Raw genomic sequence first — 22,431 nt, forward strand, 5'->3', positions numbered from 1 at the left:
GACCGCTCGGCTGCATTCTAGATTCGCGCTCTCGACGAAATTACCTGAGTAAATCAACGCTACTTTTTATAAAGGCCAGTTAAAAGAACCAACCAGATCAAGGGAATAACGTTCGGGTTGTTGGTAACAGCGGATACTCTCGGCCACTAATGGTGAACGTAAATTGGCTGATTGCAGTATTTCATCAGCCAAGAGCCACCGACAGCAATCAATATCACTATCATGAGGATGGGTGGGTAAGGGGGCCAGCAGTTCAATAACGAAAGCGAAGCGCAAAAATGGGGTCTTGTCCGGGGCTATCCATTGATGCATTCGCAGAAAAGATTGCGGTGTGGCGCGAATTCCGGTCTCTTCCCACAACTCTCTCTCTGCGGCTTGCAACAGAGTTTCATTGGCTTCCAAATGTCCAGCCGGTTGATTCCATAGTTTTTTGCCATTAATCGTCTCTTCGACAACTAAGAATTTCCCTTGTGCGTGCACAACACAAGCGACAGTTACATGGGGCTTAAACATAGTTAATCTCCTTCCATTCGCCGGGCTGTAGGTCGGCAAGGCTTAAATTTCCTACACTAAACCGTATCAGACGCAGGGTAGGGAAGCCAATATGGGCCGTCATTCTGCGCACTTGCCGATTACGACCTTCGTAAAGTGTGATCTGTAGCCAGCAGGTAGGACTATTTTTGCGCTCTCTGATCGGGGGCACCCGCGGCCATAGCCACTCAGGTTCATTAACCAACTCAGCCCCTGCGGGTAAGGTAGGGCCATCTTTTAAGGTGACACCACGGCGTAATTGGCCGAGAGCATCATCGCCAGGTATTCCTTCTACTTGTACAAAATAGATTTTACCTGTTTTCTCGCCCGGTTGGGTGAGTTTGGCTTGCAACTTGCCATCATTGGTTAATACCAGTAAACCTTCACTGTCGCGATCGAGTCTGCCTGCGGCATAAACGTCGTTAAAGGGGATAAATTCCTTCAATGTGCTACGGCCAGACTCATCGGTAAATTGTGGCAAGACATCGAAAGGTTTGTTGAATAACAACACTCTCCTTGGGCCGACAGGCTTTACCCGTTTGGCCGGCGTCTTGGTGCTGAATCGGTTAACTTTGTGATTTTTAACAGAGAATTTATTCATGTTTATTGCGATTCCGAATGATTAGCGCATTATACCTCAATCCGTTTCGGATTGGCGTGGAACGAATATTCAAGTAGTATTGACACGAATCTTACAAGGCATTAACAAAATTGCGCTGAAGGAGAAGGTTGATGGAAAGCAAAGTAGTTGTTCCGGCAGAAGGTAAGAAAATTACTGTCGATGCTCAGGGTAAACTGGTTGTTCCGCATAATCCGATCATTCCATTTATTGAAGGTGATGGTATCGGCGTTGATGTGACCCCTGCCATGATCCACGTGGTAGATGCCGCGGTTAAGAAAGCCTATAAAGGTGAGCGTAAAATCTCCTGGATGGAAATCTACACCGGTGAGAAGTCAACGCATGTTTATGGCAAAGATGTTTGGCTGCCAGAAGAAACATTGGATCTGATTCGTGAGTACCGCGTGGCGATTAAAGGCCCATTGACTACCCCGGTCGGTGGCGGTATTCGTTCGTTGAACGTTGCTTTGCGCCAACAACTTGATCTGTATGTGTGCCTGCGTCCGGTGCGTTATTACGAAGGGACCCCAAGCCCGGTAAAACACCCTGAATTGACCAACATGGTGATTTTCCGCGAAAACGCGGAAGATATCTATGCTGGAATCGAATGGAAAGCCGGTTCACCAGAAGCTGAAAAAGTGATTAAGTTCCTGCGTGAAGAGATGGGTGTGAAGAAAATCCGTTTCCCTGAACAATGCGGTATTGGTATCAAACCTTGCTCAGAAGAAGGGACTAAGCGCTTGGTTCGTGCGGCAATTGAGTATGCAATTACCAACGATCGTGAATCAGTAACTCTGGTTCATAAAGGCAACATTATGAAATTCACCGAAGGTGCCTTTAAAGACTGGGGTTACCAGTTAGCACGTGAGGAATTTGGTGGTGAGCTGATCGATGGCGGTCCTTGGGTTAAAATCAAGAACCCCAATAATGGCAAAGAGATCATTATCAAAGATGTGATTGCTGATGCCTTCCTGCAACAAATTCTGCTGCGTCCTGCTGAATATGATGTTATCGCCTGTATGAACCTGAATGGTGATTACATCTCTGACGCCTTGGCTGCTCAGGTTGGCGGTATCGGTATTGCTCCGGGTGCCAACATTGGTGATGATTGTGCTTTGTTTGAGGCCACTCACGGCACTGCACCAAAATATGCTGGTCAGGATAAAGTGAACCCAGGCTCAATCATTCTGTCCGCAGAAATGATGCTACGTCATATGGGTTGGTTCGAAGCGGCTGACTTGATTATCAAAGGCACCGAAGGCGCAATTCAGGCCAAGACCGTGACTTATGATTTCGAACGCCTGATGGATGGCGCTAAACTGCGCAAATGTAGCGAGTTTGGTCAAGATATCATCGACAACATGTAAATTGTTGAGCAGAACAAAGCCTCGCGGGAGTTTAAGCTACCGTGAGGCTTTTTTTATCCCAAGAAGGGACGAAGTTGATTGCTTAAATATCTACTAGTACAGATTTATCTCTTATTTGTTATTAAATTGTTATTCACCTCTCAAACTGTTCTTGCGGTAGGAATATATGAAGAAAATATTTGACTGATTATGGTAACTCTTTATCCTTTACCGCAAGTTATTTGGCATATAGCTGCTGGCGAATTGTACTGAGCTTATTTAGCTCGCAGTTTTCAAGATATTATAAAAATCTTATTCTTTATTTTCTCTCTTAAAACAGAGGTTTACATTGTGACAAAGGATGTAGAAATTGTTAAAGCACGGCATCCGTTAGATAAGCAGCATATCAAACTGACTTATGTAACTCATTTTTACTGTAATCAGGGAAATATGGATTCTGTTGAATCTTTGTTGAAGGAATATGAAACTTACCCTGATGATATTAAAGATGCAGTGGAGTTTGTCATCGTCGATGATTGCTCGCCATTAGAGTATGACGTAAAGGATTATGATTTGAATTTCACGTGGTTAAGAATAACCACTGATATTCAGTGGAATCAGGCCGGCTCTCGGAATCTGGGGGTGACATACGCGAAGTCAGATAAGATTATCATTACTGATTTAGATTGCTTGCTACCGGCAGACACCCTGCGTTATTTGGTGAATGCCCGTAACCCTGGCCGTTCCCTATATCGTATCTACCGCACAGATGAAAAAACAGGTAAAGCCTATCGTGGCCATCCTAACCTGTTCTTCATGTCCAGAGCACGGTTCTTTAGGTTGTATGGGTATGATGAAGAGTTCGCTGGCCATTATGGCTCGGAGGATTATCGGTTTGTGAAGTTCCATAAAGATCATGGTAGCACACCACGTTATCTGCCTAAGCAGTACCGATGCATTGAGCGTAATGTAGATAGGAAGAAAAGCTACCATTCTCTGGATCGTGATTTGACTCACAACGCCCCGATTGATGACCGGAAGAAGAGTGAAATTGCACGGTTTGGTGCAGAATATGGCCATAGCCGGATATTTCTTAACTTTAACTGGGAAATTAAAAAAGTGCATTCACGTGTGCCGACGGTGCCTGAACGCAAGCTTTGGTGGCGACCATTATGGTGGTTCCGTTACTTGTTTAGATCACTGGCAGCATAACGGCACTCGCCACAAAATATTGCCATAGCTAGTGGTTATCTGATGGTTGGTTATGGCGTAAATTGGGGCTGCTATCCTTTGCGAAAAGGTATCTGATAGCCTCAACTGATTATCAATTCGAAGTGAGTGACTTATGATTTCTCCGGTTTCTACTTCTTTGCCCGGCTCAGCGCCAGTGCATCGATATGTTGGCATGTTTTCCTGTGCTACGGCATTCCTGTTAGGTATTGGTCTACCCACTTCTAATTTCATAATGAATTTGTCGATGGTGTTAGCTGTCATCTGTTTGCTGCTGAACCGCGATACTCGCTATGTGAAAACGTTGGCAAAGAATCCGTTGATTTGGTTGCCTGCCATTATGTTCATGCTGCTGGCACTGTCGTTGCTCTGGCAGCATAACCTATACGGCAAAGTGATGGTCAGCAAGTACTCCAAATTACTGTATATCTTACCGTTAGCGATGTTCTTTGTGCTGTCACGTTCATTGGCTGGCTATTTTGCCAAAGGTTTTTTACTGGCAAATGCCGTTATCCTGGCAGCCAGCCTGTGGGTTGGCCTTCTCCATCTGCCGTTGGGGCATATCGATCCACTGAATCCCTCTGTGTTTAAACTGCAAATTACGCATAATTTCTTTATGGCACTGGCCGCCGTTATCTGGCTTGCTCTGGCTTTTAGAAGCCAAGGATGGAAGCGTTGGGGTTATGGTCTGTTGATGTGTTTGGCTATCTATAACATTGTGTTTATGGTGCAAGGCCGCACCGGCTATGTTGCATTGGCCGCGGCATTTGGCCTGTGGGGGTTACTGTCACTGTCAATCCGCCAGCGCTTGGCGATGGTCGTTTGCGCATTTATCGTCGCGGCCATTGTACTTATGGTGCCTAACCGGGCGGTAGATCGGTTGCAGCAGGGCGTGACTGAGGTTAAAACCTGTCTGGCCGTCTCGAATGGTGATGCTAATGTTTCCTGTGATAGCTCGATGGGGCTACGTACCGCATTTATGCTCGCCTCAGTGAAGTTGATTGAGGATGCGCCGATATTGGGTCATGGGGCTGGGGGTTTTTGGTATTCTTTCTCGCAAAGTGCGTATAGCATCAATCCACATAATGAATATCTGATGCAGACAGTTCAGTCGGGATTGGTCGGGTTAGCCTTATTCCTGGGATGGATGTGGTGTTATTTCCGCTCCGCATGGCGTTTATCTGCTCAGGTTAGAAATGTGCTGATTGCATTACTTGGTGCCTATTTGGCTTGCCACTTGTTTAATTCCTTCTTACTCGACTCTTCAGAAGGGCATCTGTTTATTATTCTTACGGCGATAGTTGCCAGTTATTCAGTTCTGCCGCCGAAAGAGCAAAATGAAATCAGTAGTCAATAAAGTTGGCTGTGAAATAAATAAGACAGGTGCCCGATGTGGCACCTGTTATTTATCTGTTTATTCCGGTGTTGCCGTGGCTGAAGTGATGCCTAAACTGTTGTATCCCTCTTTAAAACCAAATACCTCTAAAAACTCATAAACTATTGAATACATATGGTATGGTGAGAAAAACAACCAGGTAAAAAGTGATAATAAAACCATAATGGCAACTAGCAAGAATTTATCCAGCAGCACTTTTCCTCCTTGTATTTTTTGGCTTCATAAACCTTGCCGAATTGATCTTTTAGGTCGAATACGCAAAGTACAATAACGATAACGTAAAACCATATAAAAATCATGGACAGAGTGAGCGAAAATGACTTTTTAGTCACTAGATCACCCAATTATTATTTCCTTCACCTTTGCCTTAGCACAGGCCTGTACAGCCGCCACGATAGCGATGTTCCAGTAGATACTTCAGCCAATGATGCAGAAAATACGGTGTTCAGATGGGAGATATCAGTAGTAAGGACGACAGTGCTGCTGTATATGCGGGTAATCAGGTTAATCGCCTGACGCGATACCACCGTGTGACCTTAATGGATCATGTTGTCGTTTTAATTGGTTGATTATCATGTTATTGCCATTGTTGAACAACCGGCACGACCCTGAGGATGAACCAATAAAAAGCCCTCAATGATGAGGGCTATAGACTAACGGTTGGCTTTATCATCAGCCTCATCGAGCAGGCCTTTGGCTATTTTGCTGGCATCCAGATAACGTGCTGAGTGTAAGATGCCGCTAAGCGTCTCTCGGACACTGGCCAGGAACTGATCGTTATCTGACTCATTAGCACATTCAACCATTAACGCGACAAGCAAAGCTTCATGGGCGATCAGATGATCTTCACCAGGTAAGTTTGCATCAGTTTCACCTTTGTGAGCGCGGACAGATGTTTGATTAAGTGATGACATAAAACTCCTTATTTAATAATTGAGTAACTACCTGACTACTATAGCGGGATTTTTATTTATTGCTATCGTATAAAAATACAGGTGAAATTTATCCACCTGCATAGTGAGATTGGCTAAATTAGATAAAGCCTAATTATTTATTGACCAAAGTCGACATCACATGCTTGATAAAACGCATTGCCTGAGTCTGCAACAATCCATGCCAGAATAATGACGTGATGGCCTTTTTTACCTTTAGGTAAATGAACCTTGTGCTCGATTTTAGCCACTAACTTATCGTTGTGCGAGTAATAAGGAACATAAGGATAGATATCTTCATAAAACGGTGCTGGCTCTAATTGAGCCCGTGTAATACGTTCTGCTGGGTTCCAATCATCTTTGGTAATAAACCAACGATAACCACGAGTAACATGAGCAACAGTGTAGGCCCAATATATATCAAGGTCACTGCCTGGGTTAACCACGATAGTTGGCCAGGTAAAGTTATCATTAGGGTGACCGATAGACCGTAGCTTGTGTTGCATTTCTTTATCGGTGAAATTCACCACCTCTCGATTACCGCGGTGACCACCACTGAGAATAAGGCCATCAGGGGGTGGTGGGTTGCTCCAACTATCCATTTCGTAAGGGGGGACGAAAGAACCGCCTGTCAAATCAGGGAAGTTTTTTCCTCCTTCCATTTCATTATTTTCCCATTCAGCAATCAATCCTAAATCAGTTGCTACCAAGCCTCGTGTTTGAGGATCAGTGACCCGGCCATGCCGAAGTTGTAATTTATTGTTACTCATGATTTTTACCTCGATAGTTAAGTGTTTTTTTAGATTTTTATGCAACAATATATAAGTATTAATTGGTAATATTGCAGTTTGATATTTTGTAAATAACCTTATTCTACTGTTTATTTAATTATCAAACTTATTATTAATTTGTTTGTGATAAATATCGTTAATGCTAAGTTTGGTGCACATGATGACATTGTGTTTTTTGTGGGGAATTATCGTTTAATATATTATTTTGTGTTTAATTTTTTTATAAGTATGTGGTGTGATAATTCATTTATCAAATCCTTTAATTGTTACTCTATGAGTAAATTATGTATATCTTCACTGCTATTATATTTAACACAGTTACCGAACATGGCTGAGTTAAGGATTGGTCATCATTTTGATTATTATCATTTTTTAGGGGCGATTAATTTTCATCCCACGATGGAACGTTGTAATTATGTTTATTTATTAAAGCGAAGTGATATTTTTAAAAAATGATACTCAGCCTTCTGGCGACGTTAAACGCGGCAGTATTATGGCTACTGGGCATATTATATTATGCTGAAAATAAAGGATTACATCTGAGATGTCAGGCCAATAGCCTTAAGTCATGACGGGTCATATCTTATCTGACATTAGCGGAGAATATCTTGCGACACTCTCCGCTAATTTTAATATGAACATTACTGGATGCTGTTCTTAAACACCTCACCAAAGCCTACCGAAGTAGGGCGTTGGAGTATCAGTGCTGGCACTATTTCAGCGTTATGTATCTAACAACCTATCTCATTTTACTGGGCGGTAAATTCGAACAGCCGCTGTTAGGCGCAGGGTGCGATGCGCCAATTCTTCTGCCGCTCCGGCATACTGTTCAACCATGGCCGCATTCTGGTGTGTCATTTGATCTAACTGACCGATCGATTGGTTAATTTGACCAAGTGCCTGTGTCTGTTCATGGGTTGAGGTGCTGATTTCACTGATTAGGGTAGAAACTTGACCCGCTTGTTTGACGATATTATCCATGGTGGCCCCAGCATTTTGCACTAAGGCGCTACCGTCACGAACCCGCTCCACACTGGTTTCAATTAATTGTTTTATTTCTTTGGCCGCGGTTGAAGAGCGCTGAGCCAGATGGCGTACCTCGCTGGCAACTACCGCAAACCCTCGACCTTGTTCGCCAGCACGTGCCGCTTCAACCGCCGCATTGAGCGCCAGAATGTTGGTCTGAAAGGCGATTCCTTCAATGACACTGATAATATCTACAATACGATGACTGGAGGCATTAATCGTACCCATAGTTTCAATGACTTGATGCATCAACTCGCTGCCTTGTTCTGCAGCATGGCTGCTCATCGCGGCCAACGATGTGGTTTCATTGGCACTATTAGCACTGTGCTGTACTGTGGCCACTAATTGTTCTGTGGCGCTGACGATATGCTGCAAGTTGGCGGTAGCCTGTTCAGTTCTAACTTTTAACTCACGATTCCCTGCGGCAATTTCACTGCTGGCAGTGTTAATACCATCAACCTGGCCGCTAACGTCATCCGTCAGAGAACGGAGATTCAGCCCTAATTGATTGACACTCCGCATCAAGTAACCAATTTCATCAACGCGATTTAGCTGTACGTAATCACCCGCTTGCCCAGAAGAGACATCTTGCGCTTGTTGCAAAATTGCGGCGATAGGGTGGGCAACCTGACGTTCTAACCACCAGGAGGTCACCACGCTGCTGGCAACGCTAACTGCGGCCAAAACGAGTAATGGCAAACCGGTTATCCCTATCACTCCGGCGGCCACAGTAGGGAGTAAAGCTGCCCCCAATAATGCCCCGCGCAAGCGCCAGCGTAATGGTAATTTTTGGAACAACGACAATAAAGACAACCAACCGGTACGAACAACTAACCCTCGATATAGTGCTATGTGGCGCTGCCTGGCCTTACCCGAATTAAAATCGACATACAGTGCTTCCGCTTGTTTAACTTCTTCGCGAGTGGGGGCAATGCGTACCGAAATATAACCGGTCAGACGGCCATCATGACGTAATGGCGTAGCATTAGCGCGTACCCAATAGTAGTCACCATTTTTACGGCGATTCTTAACCAGTGATGACCAGGATAAGCCAGCATTCAGGGTTTGCCACATGTCAGCAAATGCCGCGGGTGGCATATCTGGGTGCCGAACAACATTGTGCGGTTGACTCAGTAAGTCCTGATATTCAAAACCACTGGCGCGAACAAAGGCGGCATTGGCATAGGCGATATTGCCGTGAATATCGGTGGTGGATTGCAAGGTGGTATCGCGATCAATGGGATACTCCTGCCGACTGACAGGCTTGTTCACTCTCATAATAACCTCAGTAAATGGGGGAGTTCCCTGATAACAGGTGAATACAATAACTACAGACGGTAATCGGCCTCATAAGATAAAACTTTATACTTTTATTAATTAAATTATTGATTCCCCATAATGGTGCTGATTATTCATGCTATTGCACTTTTCTGGGGCAAGATTGTATTTATTAAATGATTAATATATTTAAATTTATTTTTTTATTCAATTATAATTCTATTATTTAAAGTGATGTAAGTTATATAAAAATACATTAAAAACAACTAGATGGGATCTTTACTGTAGGGCTGCATTAAATATAATTGATGAAAAGAGTGAATGAATTCTCTTGCATCTAGTTGTTTGTCTATTATTTAGATAAAACATAGTTCAAATCTGTTTGAATGTTGCAAAAGATGATGCTCATGAGTTTTTTATTTACAACTGACCATTGATTATGAATATATGAATAACTATTTGTTACAGTAGTGGGGGTATTAGTTGAGTCGCTATCAAAGGTAAAACCCCTGAAAGGCAGGGGTAAAAGATGAATAAGACCGTATGGACGTTTAATAGCAAGCTGTTCTAAATCTAATGTTTCATCTGTGCAGCTTGCAAGGTTTTGATGCTTGTAAATGGATTAAACCCATTTGAGTATTGTACTTTTGCACCGTGGATAGGGTAAATCTTCTCGCCTAGCTAAAGTGATTATGACTTTTCTTCAAGCTTTCAATTTTCATCAAAAAATCATAGATAGGTGAAAGACGGAGAAAGTCTTTACTCAACCGGTCAACCAGTTGTCTGGAAAATAATAAATCCATATCTCTGCGGTGGCTAATTAATGCCCACGACTTCTTGTTGTACCAGACCGCCAATGCCGGTGGTAGATCTTTAATCAAAGGGCGCTTGTAACTCTCTCCCTCAATCGAGAAATTGGGATAAATACAGTCAGCTATGGTGAGAAAATCAGCCGGAGCACGGAGCAGTTGTTGTCTGAAAAGATCCATTGTTTCTCGCGAGGCGCTGTAATACCCCAACCCATAACGCCACCAGTCTGGGCCAAATTCGAAAAAGTAAGTTGGAGCATCCGTCCAATTTTTACGCGATCTTTTAAATGTTAACCAAATATTGCTGCGATAGAGTGACTTATCATGAGAGAAACGGGTATCGCGATTCATGCGAGAAATTGTCTTGCCAATCGCCGGACGAACTTCAAACAGTTCATCAATAGTCAGCATATCTGAACTCAGGTCGGTAACCAGTTTTCGCACTGGCTGTAGTAGATGCTGATCATAGATATCGCGATGTTCCTCGAACCATTCTTTGTTATTGTTGTGAGCAATGTGCTGTAAGAATGTCAGCCCATGTTGAGTAAAACCGGTAAATTCACCCATAATATTCCTTTCTATATGCGGGGCGGACTAAGCCTCTGTTGCCAACCATCAACGTTTTCACGTGACATTCATCTATAAGCAGTACACCGAGGTATTCGTTAAGTTATGTTACCGGATAACCGCGATAGGACAATCTTGAATTCGGGTAGTATATGCAGGTGATAACATTTCACGTTTCATCTGCCATTCTTGATTAACTCCTTGCCCGATAAACGCAATTTTACTTTTACCGGATTGATTAATTTTGTCGATAGCCGCCATCAATGATTCACTGTTAATGTACGGTTTGCTCTCATCAAATAGACCCAATTGCGCGATACCCTGATTTGAAAAATCTCCCAACATAATACCTGCTTTCAGGTAATGGTGACCGGGTCGCCAAATTGCCGCTAGGCATTTGAGAGCTGCGGCAATAATATCCCTTGAATCCAAGGTCGGAAAGTTGAGGCGAGTGCTGGCGAGGTTACTGTAATAGACCTCGTTACGGGCAAAAGGGCTGGTTTTGATAAAGGTTGATACATGGCAACAGTATTGGTGCTCCTTGCGTAGCTTTTCTGCTGCTTTCTCGGCATAGCTACAAACGGCTTCATGCATACTTTGATATTCTGTAATGCGTTTACTAAATGAGCGCGAACAGATTATTTGTTGTTTTGTAGGTGCGAACTCAGCCACCGCCAGACAAGCTTCTCCGCGCAATTCTCGCACTGTCCGTTCCAGTACGACGCTAAAGTTTTTGCGAATAAGCGCGGGGCTGGCCTCTGATAATTGAAGGGCGGTGGTTATCCCCATCACTGCCAGCTTTTTTGCGGTACGCTGGCCCACGCCCCATACCTGTGCCGCTGGCATCAGCGCCAGCAATTTGCGTTGACGTATGGGATTGGACAAATCGACTACACCGCCCGTTTTATGCCATAACTTAGCAGCATGGTTTGCCAGCTTGGCGAGAGTCTTGCTTGGGGCGATGCCTACACCGACATTTAGGCCAGTCAATTTGCGTACTTTATCACGCACGCCCTGACCAAACTCTTCTAGTGTAATGCAATGCTGTACACCATTAAGATTGAGAAATGCCTCATCGATTGAGTAAATTTCAATCCCTGGGGCCAGTTGTTCAAGAATAGTCATGACCCGCGCAGACATATCACTGTAGAGTGCGTAATTACTGCTAAACGCGACAACACGATGCTGATGGATAACTTGCTGTATCTTGAAATAGGGTGCCCCCATTGGAATACCCACGACCTTAGCCTCCCGGCTACGGGCAATCACGCAGCCATCGTTATTGGATAACACCACCACAGGGCGACCATACAAATCAGGCCTGAATACCGTTTCACAACTGGCATAAAATGAGTTCACGTCAACGAGAGCAAACATTATCGTAACTTATTGATGCTAAATACAATGACGCCAAAGATAACCCACTCTTCATCCCCTTCACATAATATGAGTGGGGGAGTGGCTGCATTCAGCGCCTCAAGGCGGGGAACCGGTCGTAAATAAAGCCGCTTAATATTGAACTCACCCCCGATGGTTGCAACGACAATATCGCCGTGCTGTGCCTGCAAACTGCGATCTATCACCAGCAGTGCGCCGTTGTTAATACCTGCATCACTCAGGGCGTCACCCTTGGCGGTCATGAAAAAGGTGGCGGCTGGGTGCTCAATGCAGTGTTCATTAAGGTCGATTCTCTTTTCAATATAGTCCTGTGCAGCATTGCCGAATGCACCCATAAAGCCTCCAAATGCGTTATCTAAGGGGAGAGCGTGATAACAAAAAAACGACTGATTTACAAAATAACTGGTTATGCATACAGTATATGCGGCGAGGTGTGGACAGAAAAGCCCTGAAGAGATATTTTTATTCAGTATATTGATTTATAAGAAGAGAAAGTTATCTATCAGGATGGAATAGATGAAACGTAGCGCTACCTGGCTGAATGGCGGCTGAGAGGATGTCGATATCGTTTAATTATAATTAATAGCTAAATAATTACTTTTGTAGGTAGGTACTGCTCATTAATTCCTCTATTGTTATTCTCTTCATCACCTCCGTCGCCAGTTAAGAATATGACTAGTCACGTTATATCATCGTGTTGGCAGCGGCGCTGGCTATTGTCATATAACAAGGGATAAAGAATGAAATTAGAAACATTATCTATTCATGCAGGTTATTCACCGGACCCCACCACCAAAGCCGTTGCGGTACCTATTTACCAGACTTCCTCCTTTGCTTTTGACGATACCCAGCATGGCGCTGATCTGTTTGATTTAAAAGTCGCCGGCAATATTTACTCGCGCATCATGAACCCCACCAATGATGTACTGGAGAAACGGGTTGCCGCTCTCGAAGGGGGGATTGCCGCTCTGGCCGTGGCTTCCGGTATGGCGGCGATTACTTATGCTATCCAAACCATTGCCGAAGTGGGGGATAATATTGTGTCGGTGGCCAAGTTGTACGGCGGGACTTACAATCTGCTGGCGCATACGTTACCGCGTTATGGGATAGAAACCCGTTTTGCCGATCATGATGATATCGCCGCATTGGAAGCCTTAATCGATGACCGAACTAAAGCAGTTTTCTGTGAATCAATTGGTAATCCTGCTGGGAATATTGTTGATTTGAAAAAATTGGCTGATGCGGTTCATCGCCATGGTGTGCCATTGATTGTCGATAATACCGTCGCAACACCAATCTTGTGTCGACCATTTGAACACGGTGCGGATATTGTGGTTCATTCATTGACCAAATATATCGGCGGTCATGGTTCCAGTATTGGCGGTATCGTGGTGGATTCGGGTAAGTTCCCTTGGACGCAATACCCTGAGCGTTTTGCTCAATTAAATACCCCTGATCCGTCATATCATGGCGTGACCTATACCGAGCAATTCGGCGCGGCTGCCTATATTGGCCGTTGCCGGGTGGTGCCATTGCGCAATACTGGCGCTGCGTTATCGCCGTTCAATGCTTTCCTGATTTTGCAGGGGCTGGAAACATTGGCTTTGCGTATGGAGCGTCATACTGAAAATGCGCTGAAAGTCGCGCACTATTTGCAAAACCATCCACAAGTCAGTTGGGTTAAATACGCAGGCTTACCTGATCATCCTGAGCATGAACTGGCCCAGCGCTATTTAGGTGGCAAACCAGCCTCAATATTGTCATTTGGTATTCATGGCGGCCAGGAGGCGGGCGGGCGTTTTATAGATGCGCTGAATTTGATCGTGCGCTTAGTGAATATTGGTGATGCCAAATCACTGGCTTGCCACCCAGCGTCAACCACCCACCGTCAGCTTAACGATGAAGAGCTGATCAAGGCGGGCGTACCACGGGATATGGTGCGTCTATCGATTGGTATTGAGCATATTGATGACATTCTCAATGATCTTGCTCAGGCACTGGATGCTGCCAAGTCTTAGTCCGGCATTATTATAAGTTCTAATGGAGAACGGCCGGTAACTTAAGGGGAACCGGCCGAGAATATTTGAATAGATTTAACGTGTCGCTAGCGTTGCTGCAATGACATCTGCATAAGGCGTTGGCGGTCGGCCAATCAGTTTGCTCAATGTATGACTGTCATCAAACAGCCCCCCTTTAGCTGCGCCAGCATCAGAATCTGCTAATAGGCTGGCGAAAACATCAGGTAAACCGGCATCGAGCAATGCTTGCTTGAAATCGGCTTCAGACAAATCGTGGTACACCACAGCTTTACCTGACTGGCGGGCAATTTCTGCCGAGAATTCAGCCAGTGTATAGATATCGTCACCGGCTAATTCGTAAACTTTACCCGCCTGGTTTCCCTGCGTTAGCACCACAGCGGCCGCTTCGGCATAGTCTTCACGTGCGGCAGAGGCGATACGCCCCTCAGCTACTGCGCCGATAAATGCGCCGTGTGCCAGGGCTGGCGCGATACTTGCTGCATAGTTCTCGGTATACCAGCCGTTACGCAATAACACCACGGGCAGACCTGATTCACGTAATAGTGCTTCGGTGGCCCGGTGTTCTTCGCCTAACCCCAGTGGGCTTTTATCCGCATGTAACAAACTGGTATATGCCAACAATTTAACACCTGCACGCTTGGCCGCCGCGATCACGGCGCTATGTTGGGCAATACGCTGACCCACTTCACTCGATGAAATTAACAGTAGTTTATCAACACCTTGAAAGGCGGTATCCAGCGTGGCTGGCTGGCTATAGTCAGCTTTGCGGATTTGAACACCTAACGCCGCCAGCTCGTGGGCTTTGTCCGGGGTACGTACCGCAGCAATAATCTCACTGGCTGGCACTTTTTTAAGTAATGCATTGATAACAAGGCGGCCCAATTGGCCTGTGGCACCGGTTACTGCGATCATAATGACACTCCAGATTTGATGTTATGAGAAAGATGACAGACAGTTGGCAAAGAATAAAACCGCATAATTGGCCAGAAAGTTGCCCTTAAGTTCATCATATGCAATATACTAACTTTACGTAAGTACGCACCAAAAGGTTAGTATGAAAATAATAGAGCCGCAAAATTTGAGTCACACTGTTTCGTTTCCCGAACAAGTTCGGCGGGGTGAATTACTCAATGCTGATTGTCCCTCAAGAGAAGTGCTCAAGCGCGTAACCAGCCGTTGGGGGGTGTTAGCCTTGATTGCGTTAAGCAATGAGACTCTGCGTTTCAGTGCGTTGCGCAGAAAGATTGGCGGTGTTAGTGAAAAGATGCTGGCACAAACTCTGCAACACCTTGAAGAAGATGGTTTTGTTGAGCGTATTGCTTATCCGGTAGTACCACCTCATGTGGAATATAAATTAACGCCGTTGGGGAAAGAGATTCAGGAGCAGGTGGAAGGGCTGACTGTATGGCTTGAGGCCAATCTGCACCGTATTATGGCGCAACGACAACAGCGGGCAGAATTAACTACCAATACGTTGTAACAGCAGCCATGGCATCAACCATAGCTGCTGTTAGGATTTATCGCATAAAAGCATCACAGAGTTTTCAACGCTTCCACCGACTCGATAGCCATGGAGGCGATAAACTCGGTCACGCTATAATCGGCAACCGCATTAAACGGATCTTCGGCCAATATCTTATCCAGCTCTTCACGGGCAATACTTTTGGCCAAAATAATGCCACCGGTACGCGGCACTTTACGGCCTGATGCGATAAAAACACCTTGTGTATAGTACTTTTTCAACCACTCTTTATGACTTTCAGTGAGTGCTTCGACCACATCGATAGGTTGATGGTAAGTCAGACTGACAACAAACATGCGAAACTCCTTCAGGGCGAATGTCTAATTAAGATAACGCCTTGGCTGATGGCTGGCATCTTTAAAATGCATAATTATTAATTTTTATCTTAAGTTTTGGCCTTCATAGATAAATTTGGCATATCCAAAGCCATAATCGTTATTTCACCTTTGCGCGCGGCAGCATCTACCCTTAAAGCATCAGTTTCATCCCGCTAGATAAATAACGCAGAGGTAGCAATGGCTAAGATTACAGCATGGTTTATCGGGCTTCCCCTGTGGTGGCCAGCGCATTCAGCCGCGAGCGATACCGTCCCGCATCAAGCGGATGGTGCGCATCTATTAGAAACCATCAATGCTATTGGTGGGTTGTATGGTATTGAGTTTATCCATCACGATGGTGCTTAAACCGCACGGTGACTGCACTAGATGGCGGGCAGAAAATAAAATCATCTGCCCGGATAAACATATTTAACGGTAAGCGGCTAAAGCAGCTCGCATCCCCACACGTTTAATTGTTTGCAACTGTTCAGTAATGCTATTGGTGAGCTGCGGGATGTGATTGAGGTCTTGCCCCCAATGGGTGGCGTCGGCTAATACCAATCGCACTAATCCCTCCATCGGCAGTGAACCGGCGTCAACGTCGTGCCACATAGAGGCGAAACAATTTAGCCAGTGGGCATCATCCTGTAATGCAAAACATTCATCGTCACGTTTTCCTCGATAAAACATCAGTAAGGCGGCAAAGGCAAAGGTGAGTCGTGGCGGTAACTGCCCGTTATTTTGCTGGCTGGAGAGCAACTGAGGCAAAATACGGGTACGGAATTTGGTCATGCTATTGAGGGCAATAGACAGCAGTTGGTGCTGAATAAACGGGTTACGAAAACGGCTCAACACGGCTTGAGCAAAGGTTTGTAGCTCATCCGCGGGTAAATCCAAGACTGGAATAATCTCTTCGCTGATCAGTTGTGCGACGAATTGACTGATTTGCGTGTCGGCCATGGCCTCGCCGACTGTATTTAAACCCGCCAGAAATGCGACCGGCACCAATGCGGTATGAGCCCCATTGAGAATTGCCACTTTGCGTTCTTTATAGGGCTTAATATCATCGACGATTCGAATGTTTAGTGGGTATTGATTCAGACGCAGTTCCTGCGCTAATGATTGCGGTCCTTGGATCACCAACAGGTAAAAGTGTTCTGCGGTATCGAGGAATGCATCGTGATAACCCAGGTGGTTTTCCAGGGCGACAGCTTCATCACGGGGATAGCCGGTCACGATACGATCGACCAATGTAGAGCAAAACGTATTGTGCTGTAATAACCATTGACTGAAACCTTCGCCTAAATTCCAGCACTGCGCATAGCGTAGGACTAACTCCAGCAATGCTTCGCCGTTATAATCGATCAACTCACATGGCAATAGCACCCACCCCTTATCGGCTGCCCCGGAAAAATGTTGAAAGCGCTCAAACATGAGCCGCGTTAATTTCGCAGGATAACTGGCGGGAGGCGTATCACTAAACTTATCATCTTCCAGATAACTTATCCCAGCCTCCGTAGTATTGGAGAACACCCAGCGAATATCTTCATTACGGGCGAGGGCGAGGTAGCTGTCAAAGTCCTGATAAATATTGATTTCGCGGTTAACCGAGCGAATGATGCGTGCATCACTGACTTTCTCACCTTGTTCGTTTAAACCGCGAATAATTGTGGTGTATAAGCCATCCTGAGTATTAAGTGATGGGGGGAAATCACTGTTAATCGGGCGGACCACTACGACACCGGCATTAAGGTCGGTATGTTCATTTAGTCGGTCCAATTGCCAATCGACAAAGGCGCGCAGGAAGTTTCCTTCACCAAATTGAATCACTTTATCTGGGTGAGTACGGCCAGGAAAGTTTTCGCGGTTTAACGTTAGCATGGTGTTATATCCTTAAAATGAGTGAGATCAGAATTGAATAACGCCTTTGATAAGATCTTTATTCTTCACGACCTGCTGTTCATAAATATCTGCCAAGGTATTGAATTCAAAACGATGTGTCAGGATCATGTCCGCCGATAATTTGCCAGCGGCCATTAATTTCCCCACTTTGTCAAAATCCTCAAAGGTGGCATTTCTGCTGCCCATCATGGTGGTCTCTTTCTTATGGAAGTCAGGATCAGGGAAACTGAGATCACCTTTGAATAAGCCCACAAATACAATGCTGCCCCCGTGACGGATAAAGTTGAGGGTGTTATTCATTGCTCGTTGGTTACCTGTGGCATCAATAACTTTTAGTGGCAACATGCCAGCAAATTGCTGGCGTAAATTTTGCTCAAATCCGGCATCACTGGGATCTAATGTCCGGATATCCAACAGGTTTTCTACATGTTCACGGCGTTGTGCACTGGTGTCGGCCATCACTACATAGGCACCATCGGCTTGCGCAATGGCGGCCACACCCAAGCCAATTGGGCCAGCACCGACCACCAAAACATGCTCATCAGGATGAACATCGGCACGGCGCACAGCATGGGCGCTGATGGCAAAAGGTTCAATCAATGCAGCCGAGACGGGATCTACATCGTCGACCACCAATAAATTACTGACTGGGACGGATAAATACTCACTGAAACCCCCGTCTTGATGGACGCCAATAACAGAAATGTTTTCGCAGCAATTGGTTTTACCGCTGAGACAGGAATTACAGTGCTGGCAAGCAACATAAGGAATAACGGCAACGCGTTGCCCGGCATGCATATTATTGACGTTATCCCCTAGCGCTATTATTTCGCCACAAATTTCATGACCCAATACTCGGGGATAACTAAAGAACGGTTGATTACCTGCCCAGGCATGTATATCTGTGCCACAAATACCAACATTTAAAACCTTTATTAAGGCTTCATTAATTCTCGGTAACGGTTGAGTTCGTTTTTGATAAATAAGTTTGGTTGGTTCAAGGCAAACTAAAGTATTCATCGTGGTCATGACTATTCCTCCAAAAGGTGAGGTTTGATATTCATTAAAAATCACAACCAGGTTTAAATCGAATGTGATATTTGTGAGGGATGACGAATTATTCTGTTTTAAATTGGTTTTAAATGAATAAAAAACAGCTAAGGATAATCATGAGCAGAACACAAAATCTTCGTCACAATGTCATCAATCAGATGATCGACGCTATTGCCAAAGGGCATATTACATCACCACTTCCTTCTCAAGCTTCCCTAGCGGAAATGTACAGTATCAGCCGGACAACTGTGCGTAATACCCTGAGTCATTTAGATCACTGTGGCGTGTTGGAGAAGGTCGGCGACTACTACATTATTGTCAGAACACCCCAATCAGAGGACGGTTTTGATTGTATCAGTCAGTCACCAGACGCTCAGGCCGACGTATTTGAACGTGCTTTTTTTCAGATGATTAATCAACGTCAGCTTCGTGCAGGAGATTCATTTTCAGAGTTACAACTTGCTCGTGCCGCCAATGTCAGCGCCGTGGTGGTTCGTGAGTTCTTACTGCGTTTTTGTCGTTATGACCTCATTGTTAATATCCGCCGTGGTCAGTGGAGCATGAAAAAATTTGATCAAAACTATGCTGAAAAATTATTTGAGTTACGTGAAATGTTGGAAACGCATGCGCTAAATCGCTTTTTAAATCTTGCACATAGTGATGAACGTTGGCTGCAAGCCAAAGAGCTATTGGCTCGCCATCGGCAATTGCGGGATACCATTGGCAGCAGCTATCGCATGTTTTCACAGTTAGATCGTGATTTTCATACCCTGATACTTTCTGCCGCTAATAACCCATTTTTTAATCAATCTCTGGAGATTATTTCAGTTATTTTCCACTTCCATTATCAATGGGATGAGAGCGATTTAAAGCAGCGCAATATCGTGGCGATAGAAGAGCATATGGCGATTTTAAGTGCGTTAATCTTTCGCAATGATTTGGATGCGGTGCGCGAGTTACGGCGTCATCTGGATACTGCTAAGCAATCAATGATTCGCTCGATCACGCAATACAGCGAATGATTAACCACCTAGAGAGTATTGCTGAAAGCGCATACTAAGATAAAAAACCGCATAAAAAACCATTAAGGACAGATAAAATCCAGCAAACTATTAATCATCTCACGTATTCATCACAAAGATATGCTGTATATAGAATGCCCACACTAATCTGAATTTCAGTTAACTTTTCTCTCTATAGTTGACGCTGTAATAAGTCTTTTTTCTTGAGATTTTTATTTCCTAATAGATTCATATCGGACAGGTTTTTTTATGAATCGCAATGTGAATATATTATAAAGTTCAGGAGCTGGGCGTGGAAAAAAATAATGTCGTGATAAATAATGATGCGGGTGTATTAAACCCAACATCAGATGAAACCCCCAAGGCTATACTACATACAGAGCGTTCTAGTCGTATTAAAAGAATTCAAACCGTATCGATGGTTTTATTATTCTTGGCCGCAGTCATTAACTTTCTTGACCGTAGTTCTTTATCTGTAGCGAATTTAACCATTCGTGAAGAGCTAGGGCTAAGTGCCACGGAGATTGGTTTTCTGCTTTCCGCATTTTCTCTGGCATACGGTATTGCTCAACTGCCGTGTGGCCCGTTGTTAGACCGTAAAGGCCCGCGCATTATGTTAGGGCTAGGCATGTTTGTATGGTCATTCTTTCAGGCGCTATCCGGGGCTGTTCATACCTTTACGCAATTTATTCTGGTACGTATTGGGTTAGGTATCGGTGAGGCACCCATGAATCCTTGCGGTGTGAAGGTGATAAATGACTGGTTCAATATTAAAGAACGTGGCCTGCCTATGGGGATATTTAATTCTGCGTCGACAATCGGTTTAGCCATCAGTCCACCTATTCTGGCCGCCATGATGATGGTTATCGGTTGGCGTGGGATGTTTATTACCATTGGTCTTTTGGGGATCGTACTTTCTATCGGTTGGTATCTGCTTTACCGTAATCGTGACAGTATCAATTTAACCGAAGCAGAACAAAAATATCTTGATGCAGGCAGTGTTAATGTAAGTCGTAAGCCTATGAATTTTAAAGAATGGCGTGGCTTATTCCGTAATCGCACTATGTGGGGCATGATGCTGGGCTTCAGTGGCGTCAATTATACTGCATGGCTCTATCTGGCATGGCTGCCGGGCTATTTGCAGACAACGTATCATTTAAATCTTGCTAGCACTGGCATGTTTGCTTCTATTCCCTTTATTTTCGGCGCGGCAGGCATGTTATGTAATGGATTCGTTACCGATTTTCTGGTCCGCCAGGGTATGGCTCCTTTAAAAAGCCGCAAAATATGCATTGCGGTCGGTATGTTGCTGTCAGCGGCATTTACCTCTGTCGTCGTCCGTGCTGACACTACCGGGAGTGCGGTTATATTAATAGGCATGGCACTGTTCTGTATTCACTTCGCTGGGACATCATGCTGGGGGCTTATACATGTCGCGGTCTCTTCTCGTATGACTGCATCGGTTGGCAGCATACAGAATTTTGCCAGTTTCATATTTGCATCATTTGCACCGGTGATAACGGGTTGGATAGTTGATACCACTCACTCATTTAGCCTGGCATTAACCATCTGTTCTTGCGTTACTGTCCTCGGGGCTCTGTCTTACATATTCATTGTACGTGAACCCATTTTAGATACCGCAAAATAAAATGAGCAAGGCCGATCAGAACTCTCGATGAGATAACGATCGGCCTTTCTTGGTTATCTTTGTGGCTGGCAATGATGGCGGCGCTTAAACCAGGATTGCATCATGCCTGGGCGTGAGAACATCACTAAATTACCCAATAGGATGAGCAGTAAACCAATAATGGCATTCAGGTGCCAGTGATAGCCTTCATAGAAGGTTGATATGGTTAGGGCCACCAGCGGAAATAACAAGGTACTATAAGCCGCACCACTGGCTCCGATTCGTCCAATCAAGCTGAAATAGGCGGCAAATGCAATCACGGAACCGAAGATAGCCAGATACAACAATGAGCCAAGGTAACGTGGCGTGAGTTCGAGAGTAAAAGAGTGTTGTTGAATCATACTGAAAAGTCCCATCACTGCCGCACCATAAGTCATGGCATAAGCATTGGTTGACAGAATATCCAATCCCTTGCGTTGGTGGCGGCTACTGATCATATTACCCAGAGAAAAACCATAGGTACCCAGCAAACTTAAGCCAATACCTTTAAGTAATTCCGGGGCTATTTGTGTGGCGGTCAGATCTTGCCAGAACAAAGCAACAATACCTATCATGCCGAGGATACTGGCTGGCAGCAGGTTAGGGCTAAGGCGTTGGCGAAAGAAAAGCATGCCATTGATGGCATTAAACAGTACCGCCATTGAGAAAATAACCGATTCCAGGCCGCTACTGATATAAGCCGCAGCATGATAAAAACAGTAAAAATTAAAAGCAAAGACACAAACCCCTTGTGCCAGACAAAAAAGGTGGTCACGCACCGTGAGCTGGTGCAGTCGGCGGGCGAGCAGTAAAACGAGCATCATGACACCGGCCGCCAGCACAAACCGATAAAAAATGGACACAGTAATAGCAACATCACCTTGCTGTTGTAGGGTAATGGCAATCCAGGTCGTTCCCCAGATCAGTACAACTAACAAATATAGCAGCGCGTTCATCGTTATTTCTCATCACAGCTAGAAAACAGCA

At 44.8% G+C, this 22,431-nt stretch carries 22 protein-coding genes and 1 pseudogene; 9 read left to right on the plus strand and 14 right to left on the minus strand.

The features are described 5' to 3' along the window. Window positions 1-66: 66 nt before the first annotated feature. Together V2A84_RS05800 and rluE are read right to left on the minus strand one after the other, a co-directional pair. Window positions 67-513, minus strand: a complete 447-nt coding sequence (locus tag V2A84_RS05800; protein WP_083158553.1) for an NUDIX hydrolase — start codon at window positions 511-513, stop codon at window positions 67-69. After that, the gene (gene rluE / locus V2A84_RS05805; RefSeq protein WP_083158554.1) at window positions 506-1,132 is read right to left on the minus strand and encodes a 23S rRNA pseudouridine(2457) synthase RluE; all 627 of its coding nucleotides are present in this window, start codon (window positions 1,130-1,132) and stop codon (window positions 506-508) included. The genes V2A84_RS05800 and rluE overlap by 8 nt, the downstream gene beginning before the upstream one ends. Window positions 1,133-1,263: 131 nt before the next feature. Between rluE and icd the strand changes: the two genes are divergently transcribed. From icd to V2A84_RS05820, 3 genes are all read left to right on the plus strand, one after another. Continuing rightward, on the plus strand, window positions 1,264-2,517 hold the full coding sequence (icd, locus tag V2A84_RS05810; RefSeq protein WP_005183101.1) for an NADP-dependent isocitrate dehydrogenase: 1,254 nt from the start codon (window positions 1,264-1,266) through the stop codon (window positions 2,515-2,517). A gap of 330 nt (window positions 2,518-2,847) precedes the next feature. Further along, entirely contained in the window at window positions 2,848-3,708 is an 861-nt protein-coding gene (locus tag V2A84_RS05815) for a glycosyltransferase family A protein (RefSeq protein ID WP_083158555.1), read from the plus strand. 133 nt (window positions 3,709-3,841) lie between these two features. Beyond that, window positions 3,842-5,083, plus strand: a complete 1,242-nt coding sequence (locus tag V2A84_RS05820; RefSeq protein WP_372569279.1) for an O-antigen ligase family protein — start codon at window positions 3,842-3,844, stop codon at window positions 5,081-5,083. Between the two features lie 57 nt (window positions 5,084-5,140). On the opposite strand, the gene V2A84_RS05825 is transcribed toward V2A84_RS05820, so the two are convergent. The 3 genes from V2A84_RS05825 to V2A84_RS05835 form a co-directional block, all read right to left on the minus strand. After that, window positions 5,141-5,317: a hypothetical protein gene (locus V2A84_RS05825; protein WP_193784641.1), complete on the minus strand. Its 177-nt coding sequence runs from the start codon at window positions 5,315-5,317 to the stop codon at window positions 5,141-5,143. Window positions 5,318-5,775: 458 nt separating this feature from the next. Continuing rightward, the gene (locus V2A84_RS05830; RefSeq protein WP_083158556.1) at window positions 5,776-6,036 is read right to left on the minus strand and encodes a hypothetical protein; all 261 of its coding nucleotides are present in this window, start codon (window positions 6,034-6,036) and stop codon (window positions 5,776-5,778) included. A 137-nt stretch (window positions 6,037-6,173) separates the two neighbouring features. Continuing rightward, entirely contained in the window at window positions 6,174-6,824 is a 651-nt protein-coding gene (locus V2A84_RS05835; RefSeq protein ID WP_083158557.1) for a lytic polysaccharide monooxygenase auxiliary activity family 9 protein, read from the minus strand. 473 nt (window positions 6,825-7,297) lie between these two features. Here V2A84_RS05835 and V2A84_RS05840 point away from each other — a divergent pair. Continuing rightward, window positions 7,298-7,546 (plus strand): annotated as a pseudogene (locus V2A84_RS05840) (IS4 family transposase); the annotation flags it as partial. A gap of 43 nt (window positions 7,547-7,589) precedes the next feature. Here the strand turns inward: V2A84_RS05840 and V2A84_RS05845 are convergent. The 4 genes from V2A84_RS05845 to umuD form a co-directional block, all read right to left on the minus strand. Then, complete coding sequence (locus V2A84_RS05845; RefSeq protein ID WP_083158558.1) at window positions 7,590-9,149, minus strand: methyl-accepting chemotaxis protein; 1,560 nt, start codon at window positions 9,147-9,149, stop codon at window positions 7,590-7,592. A gap of 677 nt (window positions 9,150-9,826) precedes the next feature. Further along, the gene (locus V2A84_RS05850; protein ID WP_083158559.1) at window positions 9,827-10,525 is read right to left on the minus strand and encodes a DUF2461 domain-containing protein; all 699 of its coding nucleotides are present in this window, start codon (window positions 10,523-10,525) and stop codon (window positions 9,827-9,829) included. Between the two features lie 108 nt (window positions 10,526-10,633). Next, window positions 10,634-11,902 (minus strand): translesion error-prone DNA polymerase V subunit UmuC, encoded by a 1,269-nt coding sequence (gene umuC, locus V2A84_RS05855; protein ID WP_083158560.1) that lies wholly within the window; start codon window positions 11,900-11,902, stop codon window positions 10,634-10,636. Continuing rightward, a complete protein-coding gene (umuD, locus tag V2A84_RS05860; protein WP_032905840.1) occupies window positions 11,902-12,258 on the minus strand; it encodes a translesion error-prone DNA polymerase V autoproteolytic subunit in 357 nt (118 codons plus the stop codon). The genes umuC and umuD overlap by 1 nt, the downstream gene beginning before the upstream one ends. Window positions 12,259-12,663: 405 nt before the next feature. On the opposite strand from umuD, the gene V2A84_RS05865 reads away from it, so the two are divergent. Beyond that, entirely contained in the window at window positions 12,664-13,941 is a 1,278-nt protein-coding gene (locus V2A84_RS05865; protein ID WP_083158561.1) for a bifunctional O-acetylhomoserine aminocarboxypropyltransferase/cysteine synthase, read from the plus strand. A 75-nt stretch (window positions 13,942-14,016) separates the two neighbouring features. Here the strand turns inward: V2A84_RS05865 and V2A84_RS05870 are convergent, their stop codons facing one another. Beyond that, complete coding sequence (locus V2A84_RS05870) at window positions 14,017-14,874, minus strand: SDR family oxidoreductase (protein WP_083158562.1); 858 nt, start codon at window positions 14,872-14,874, stop codon at window positions 14,017-14,019. 142 nt (window positions 14,875-15,016) lie between these two features. On the opposite strand from V2A84_RS05870, the gene V2A84_RS05875 reads away from it, so the two are divergent. After that, window positions 15,017-15,442 carry a winged helix-turn-helix transcriptional regulator gene (locus V2A84_RS05875; protein WP_083158563.1) on the plus strand — a complete coding sequence of 142 codons (426 nt, stop codon included), beginning with the start codon at window positions 15,017-15,019 and terminating at the stop codon, window positions 15,440-15,442. Between the two features lie 53 nt (window positions 15,443-15,495). Here the strand turns inward: V2A84_RS05875 and V2A84_RS05880 are convergent, their stop codons facing one another. After that, window positions 15,496-15,780 carry a YciI family protein gene (locus V2A84_RS05880; protein WP_083158564.1) on the minus strand — a complete coding sequence of 95 codons (285 nt, stop codon included), beginning with the start codon at window positions 15,778-15,780 and terminating at the stop codon, window positions 15,496-15,498. A 219-nt stretch (window positions 15,781-15,999) separates the two neighbouring features. On the opposite strand from V2A84_RS05880, the gene V2A84_RS05885 reads away from it, so the two are divergent. Then, a complete protein-coding gene (locus V2A84_RS05885; protein WP_193784642.1) occupies window positions 16,000-16,167 on the plus strand; it encodes a hypothetical protein in 168 nt (55 codons plus the stop codon). Between the two features lie 63 nt (window positions 16,168-16,230). On the opposite strand, the gene V2A84_RS05890 is transcribed toward V2A84_RS05885, so the two are convergent. Both V2A84_RS05890 and V2A84_RS05895 read right to left on the minus strand, forming a co-directional pair. Beyond that, complete coding sequence (locus V2A84_RS05890; RefSeq protein ID WP_083158565.1) at window positions 16,231-17,682, minus strand: tagaturonate reductase; 1,452 nt, start codon at window positions 17,680-17,682, stop codon at window positions 16,231-16,233. A 27-nt stretch (window positions 17,683-17,709) separates the two neighbouring features. After that, a complete protein-coding gene (locus V2A84_RS05895; RefSeq protein ID WP_083158566.1) occupies window positions 17,710-18,732 on the minus strand; it encodes a zinc-binding alcohol dehydrogenase family protein in 1,023 nt (340 codons plus the stop codon). Between the two features lie 140 nt (window positions 18,733-18,872). Here V2A84_RS05895 and V2A84_RS05900 point away from each other — a divergent pair, with 140 nt between their 5' ends. Both V2A84_RS05900 and V2A84_RS05905 read left to right on the plus strand, forming a co-directional pair. Further along, a complete protein-coding gene (locus V2A84_RS05900; protein ID WP_083158567.1) occupies window positions 18,873-19,778 on the plus strand; it encodes a GntR family transcriptional regulator in 906 nt (301 codons plus the stop codon). A 418-nt stretch (window positions 19,779-20,196) separates the two neighbouring features. Continuing rightward, window positions 20,197-21,426: an MFS transporter gene (locus V2A84_RS05905; RefSeq protein ID WP_372569887.1), complete on the plus strand. Its 1,230-nt coding sequence runs from the start codon at window positions 20,197-20,199 to the stop codon at window positions 21,424-21,426. Window positions 21,427-21,479: 53 nt separating this feature from the next. Here V2A84_RS05905 and V2A84_RS05910 read toward each other — a convergent pair whose 3' ends face one another. After that, complete coding sequence (locus V2A84_RS05910; RefSeq protein ID WP_083158568.1) at window positions 21,480-22,400, minus strand: DMT family transporter; 921 nt, start codon at window positions 22,398-22,400, stop codon at window positions 21,480-21,482. Window positions 22,401-22,431: the final 31 nt, after the last annotated feature.

It is taken from the genome of Yersinia sp. 2553 StPb PI, from assembly GCF_052217105.1.
GTDB lineage: Bacteria > Pseudomonadota > Gammaproteobacteria > Enterobacterales > Enterobacteriaceae > Yersinia > Yersinia enterocolitica_E.

Bases quoted from the DNA above. Each gene is read 5' to 3' on its own strand.
- V2A84_RS05800 (WP_083158553.1), bottom strand. From the start codon at position 513: ATGTTTAAGCCCCATGTAACTGTCGCTTGTGTTGTGCACGCACAAGGG.
- rluE (WP_083158554.1), bottom strand. From the start codon at position 1,132: ATGAATAAATTCTCTGTTAAAAATCACAAAGTTAACCGATTCAGCACC.
- icd (WP_005183101.1), top strand. From the start codon at position 1,264: ATGGAAAGCAAAGTAGTTGTTCCGGCAGAAGGTAAGAAAATTACTGTC.
- V2A84_RS05820 (WP_372569279.1), top strand. From the start codon at position 3,842: ATGATTTCTCCGGTTTCTACTTCTTTGCCCGGCTCAGCGCCAGTGCAT.
- V2A84_RS05830 (WP_083158556.1), bottom strand. From the start codon at position 6,036: ATGTCATCACTTAATCAAACATCTGTCCGCGCTCACAAAGGTGAAACT.
- V2A84_RS05835 (WP_083158557.1), bottom strand. From the start codon at position 6,824: ATGAGTAACAATAAATTACAACTTCGGCATGGCCGGGTCACTGATCCT.
- V2A84_RS05845 (WP_083158558.1), bottom strand. From the start codon at position 9,149: ATGAGAGTGAACAAGCCTGTCAGTCGGCAGGAGTATCCCATTGATCGC.
- V2A84_RS05850 (WP_083158559.1), bottom strand. From the start codon at position 10,525: ATGGGTGAATTTACCGGTTTTACTCAACATGGGCTGACATTCTTACAG.
- umuC (WP_083158560.1), bottom strand. From the start codon at position 11,902: ATGTTTGCTCTCGTTGACGTGAACTCATTTTATGCCAGTTGTGAAACG.
- umuD (WP_032905840.1), bottom strand. From the start codon at position 12,258: ATGGGTGCATTCGGCAATGCTGCACAGGACTATATTGAAAAGAGAATC.
- V2A84_RS05865 (WP_083158561.1), top strand. From the start codon at position 12,664: ATGAAATTAGAAACATTATCTATTCATGCAGGTTATTCACCGGACCCC.
- V2A84_RS05870 (WP_083158562.1), bottom strand. From the start codon at position 14,874: ATGATCGCAGTAACCGGTGCCACAGGCCAATTGGGCCGCCTTGTTATC.
- V2A84_RS05875 (WP_083158563.1), top strand. From the start codon at position 15,017: ATGAAAATAATAGAGCCGCAAAATTTGAGTCACACTGTTTCGTTTCCC.
- V2A84_RS05880 (WP_083158564.1), bottom strand. From the start codon at position 15,780: ATGTTTGTTGTCAGTCTGACTTACCATCAACCTATCGATGTGGTCGAA.
- V2A84_RS05885 (WP_193784642.1), top strand. From the start codon at position 16,000: ATGGCTAAGATTACAGCATGGTTTATCGGGCTTCCCCTGTGGTGGCCA.
- V2A84_RS05890 (WP_083158565.1), bottom strand. From the start codon at position 17,682: ATGCTAACGTTAAACCGCGAAAACTTTCCTGGCCGTACTCACCCAGAT.
- V2A84_RS05895 (WP_083158566.1), bottom strand. From the start codon at position 18,732: ATGACCACGATGAATACTTTAGTTTGCCTTGAACCAACCAAACTTATT.
- V2A84_RS05900 (WP_083158567.1), top strand. From the start codon at position 18,873: ATGAGCAGAACACAAAATCTTCGTCACAATGTCATCAATCAGATGATC.
- V2A84_RS05905 (WP_372569887.1), top strand. From the start codon at position 20,197: ATGGTTTTATTATTCTTGGCCGCAGTCATTAACTTTCTTGACCGTAGT.
- V2A84_RS05910 (WP_083158568.1), bottom strand. From the start codon at position 22,400: ATGAACGCGCTGCTATATTTGTTAGTTGTACTGATCTGGGGAACGACC.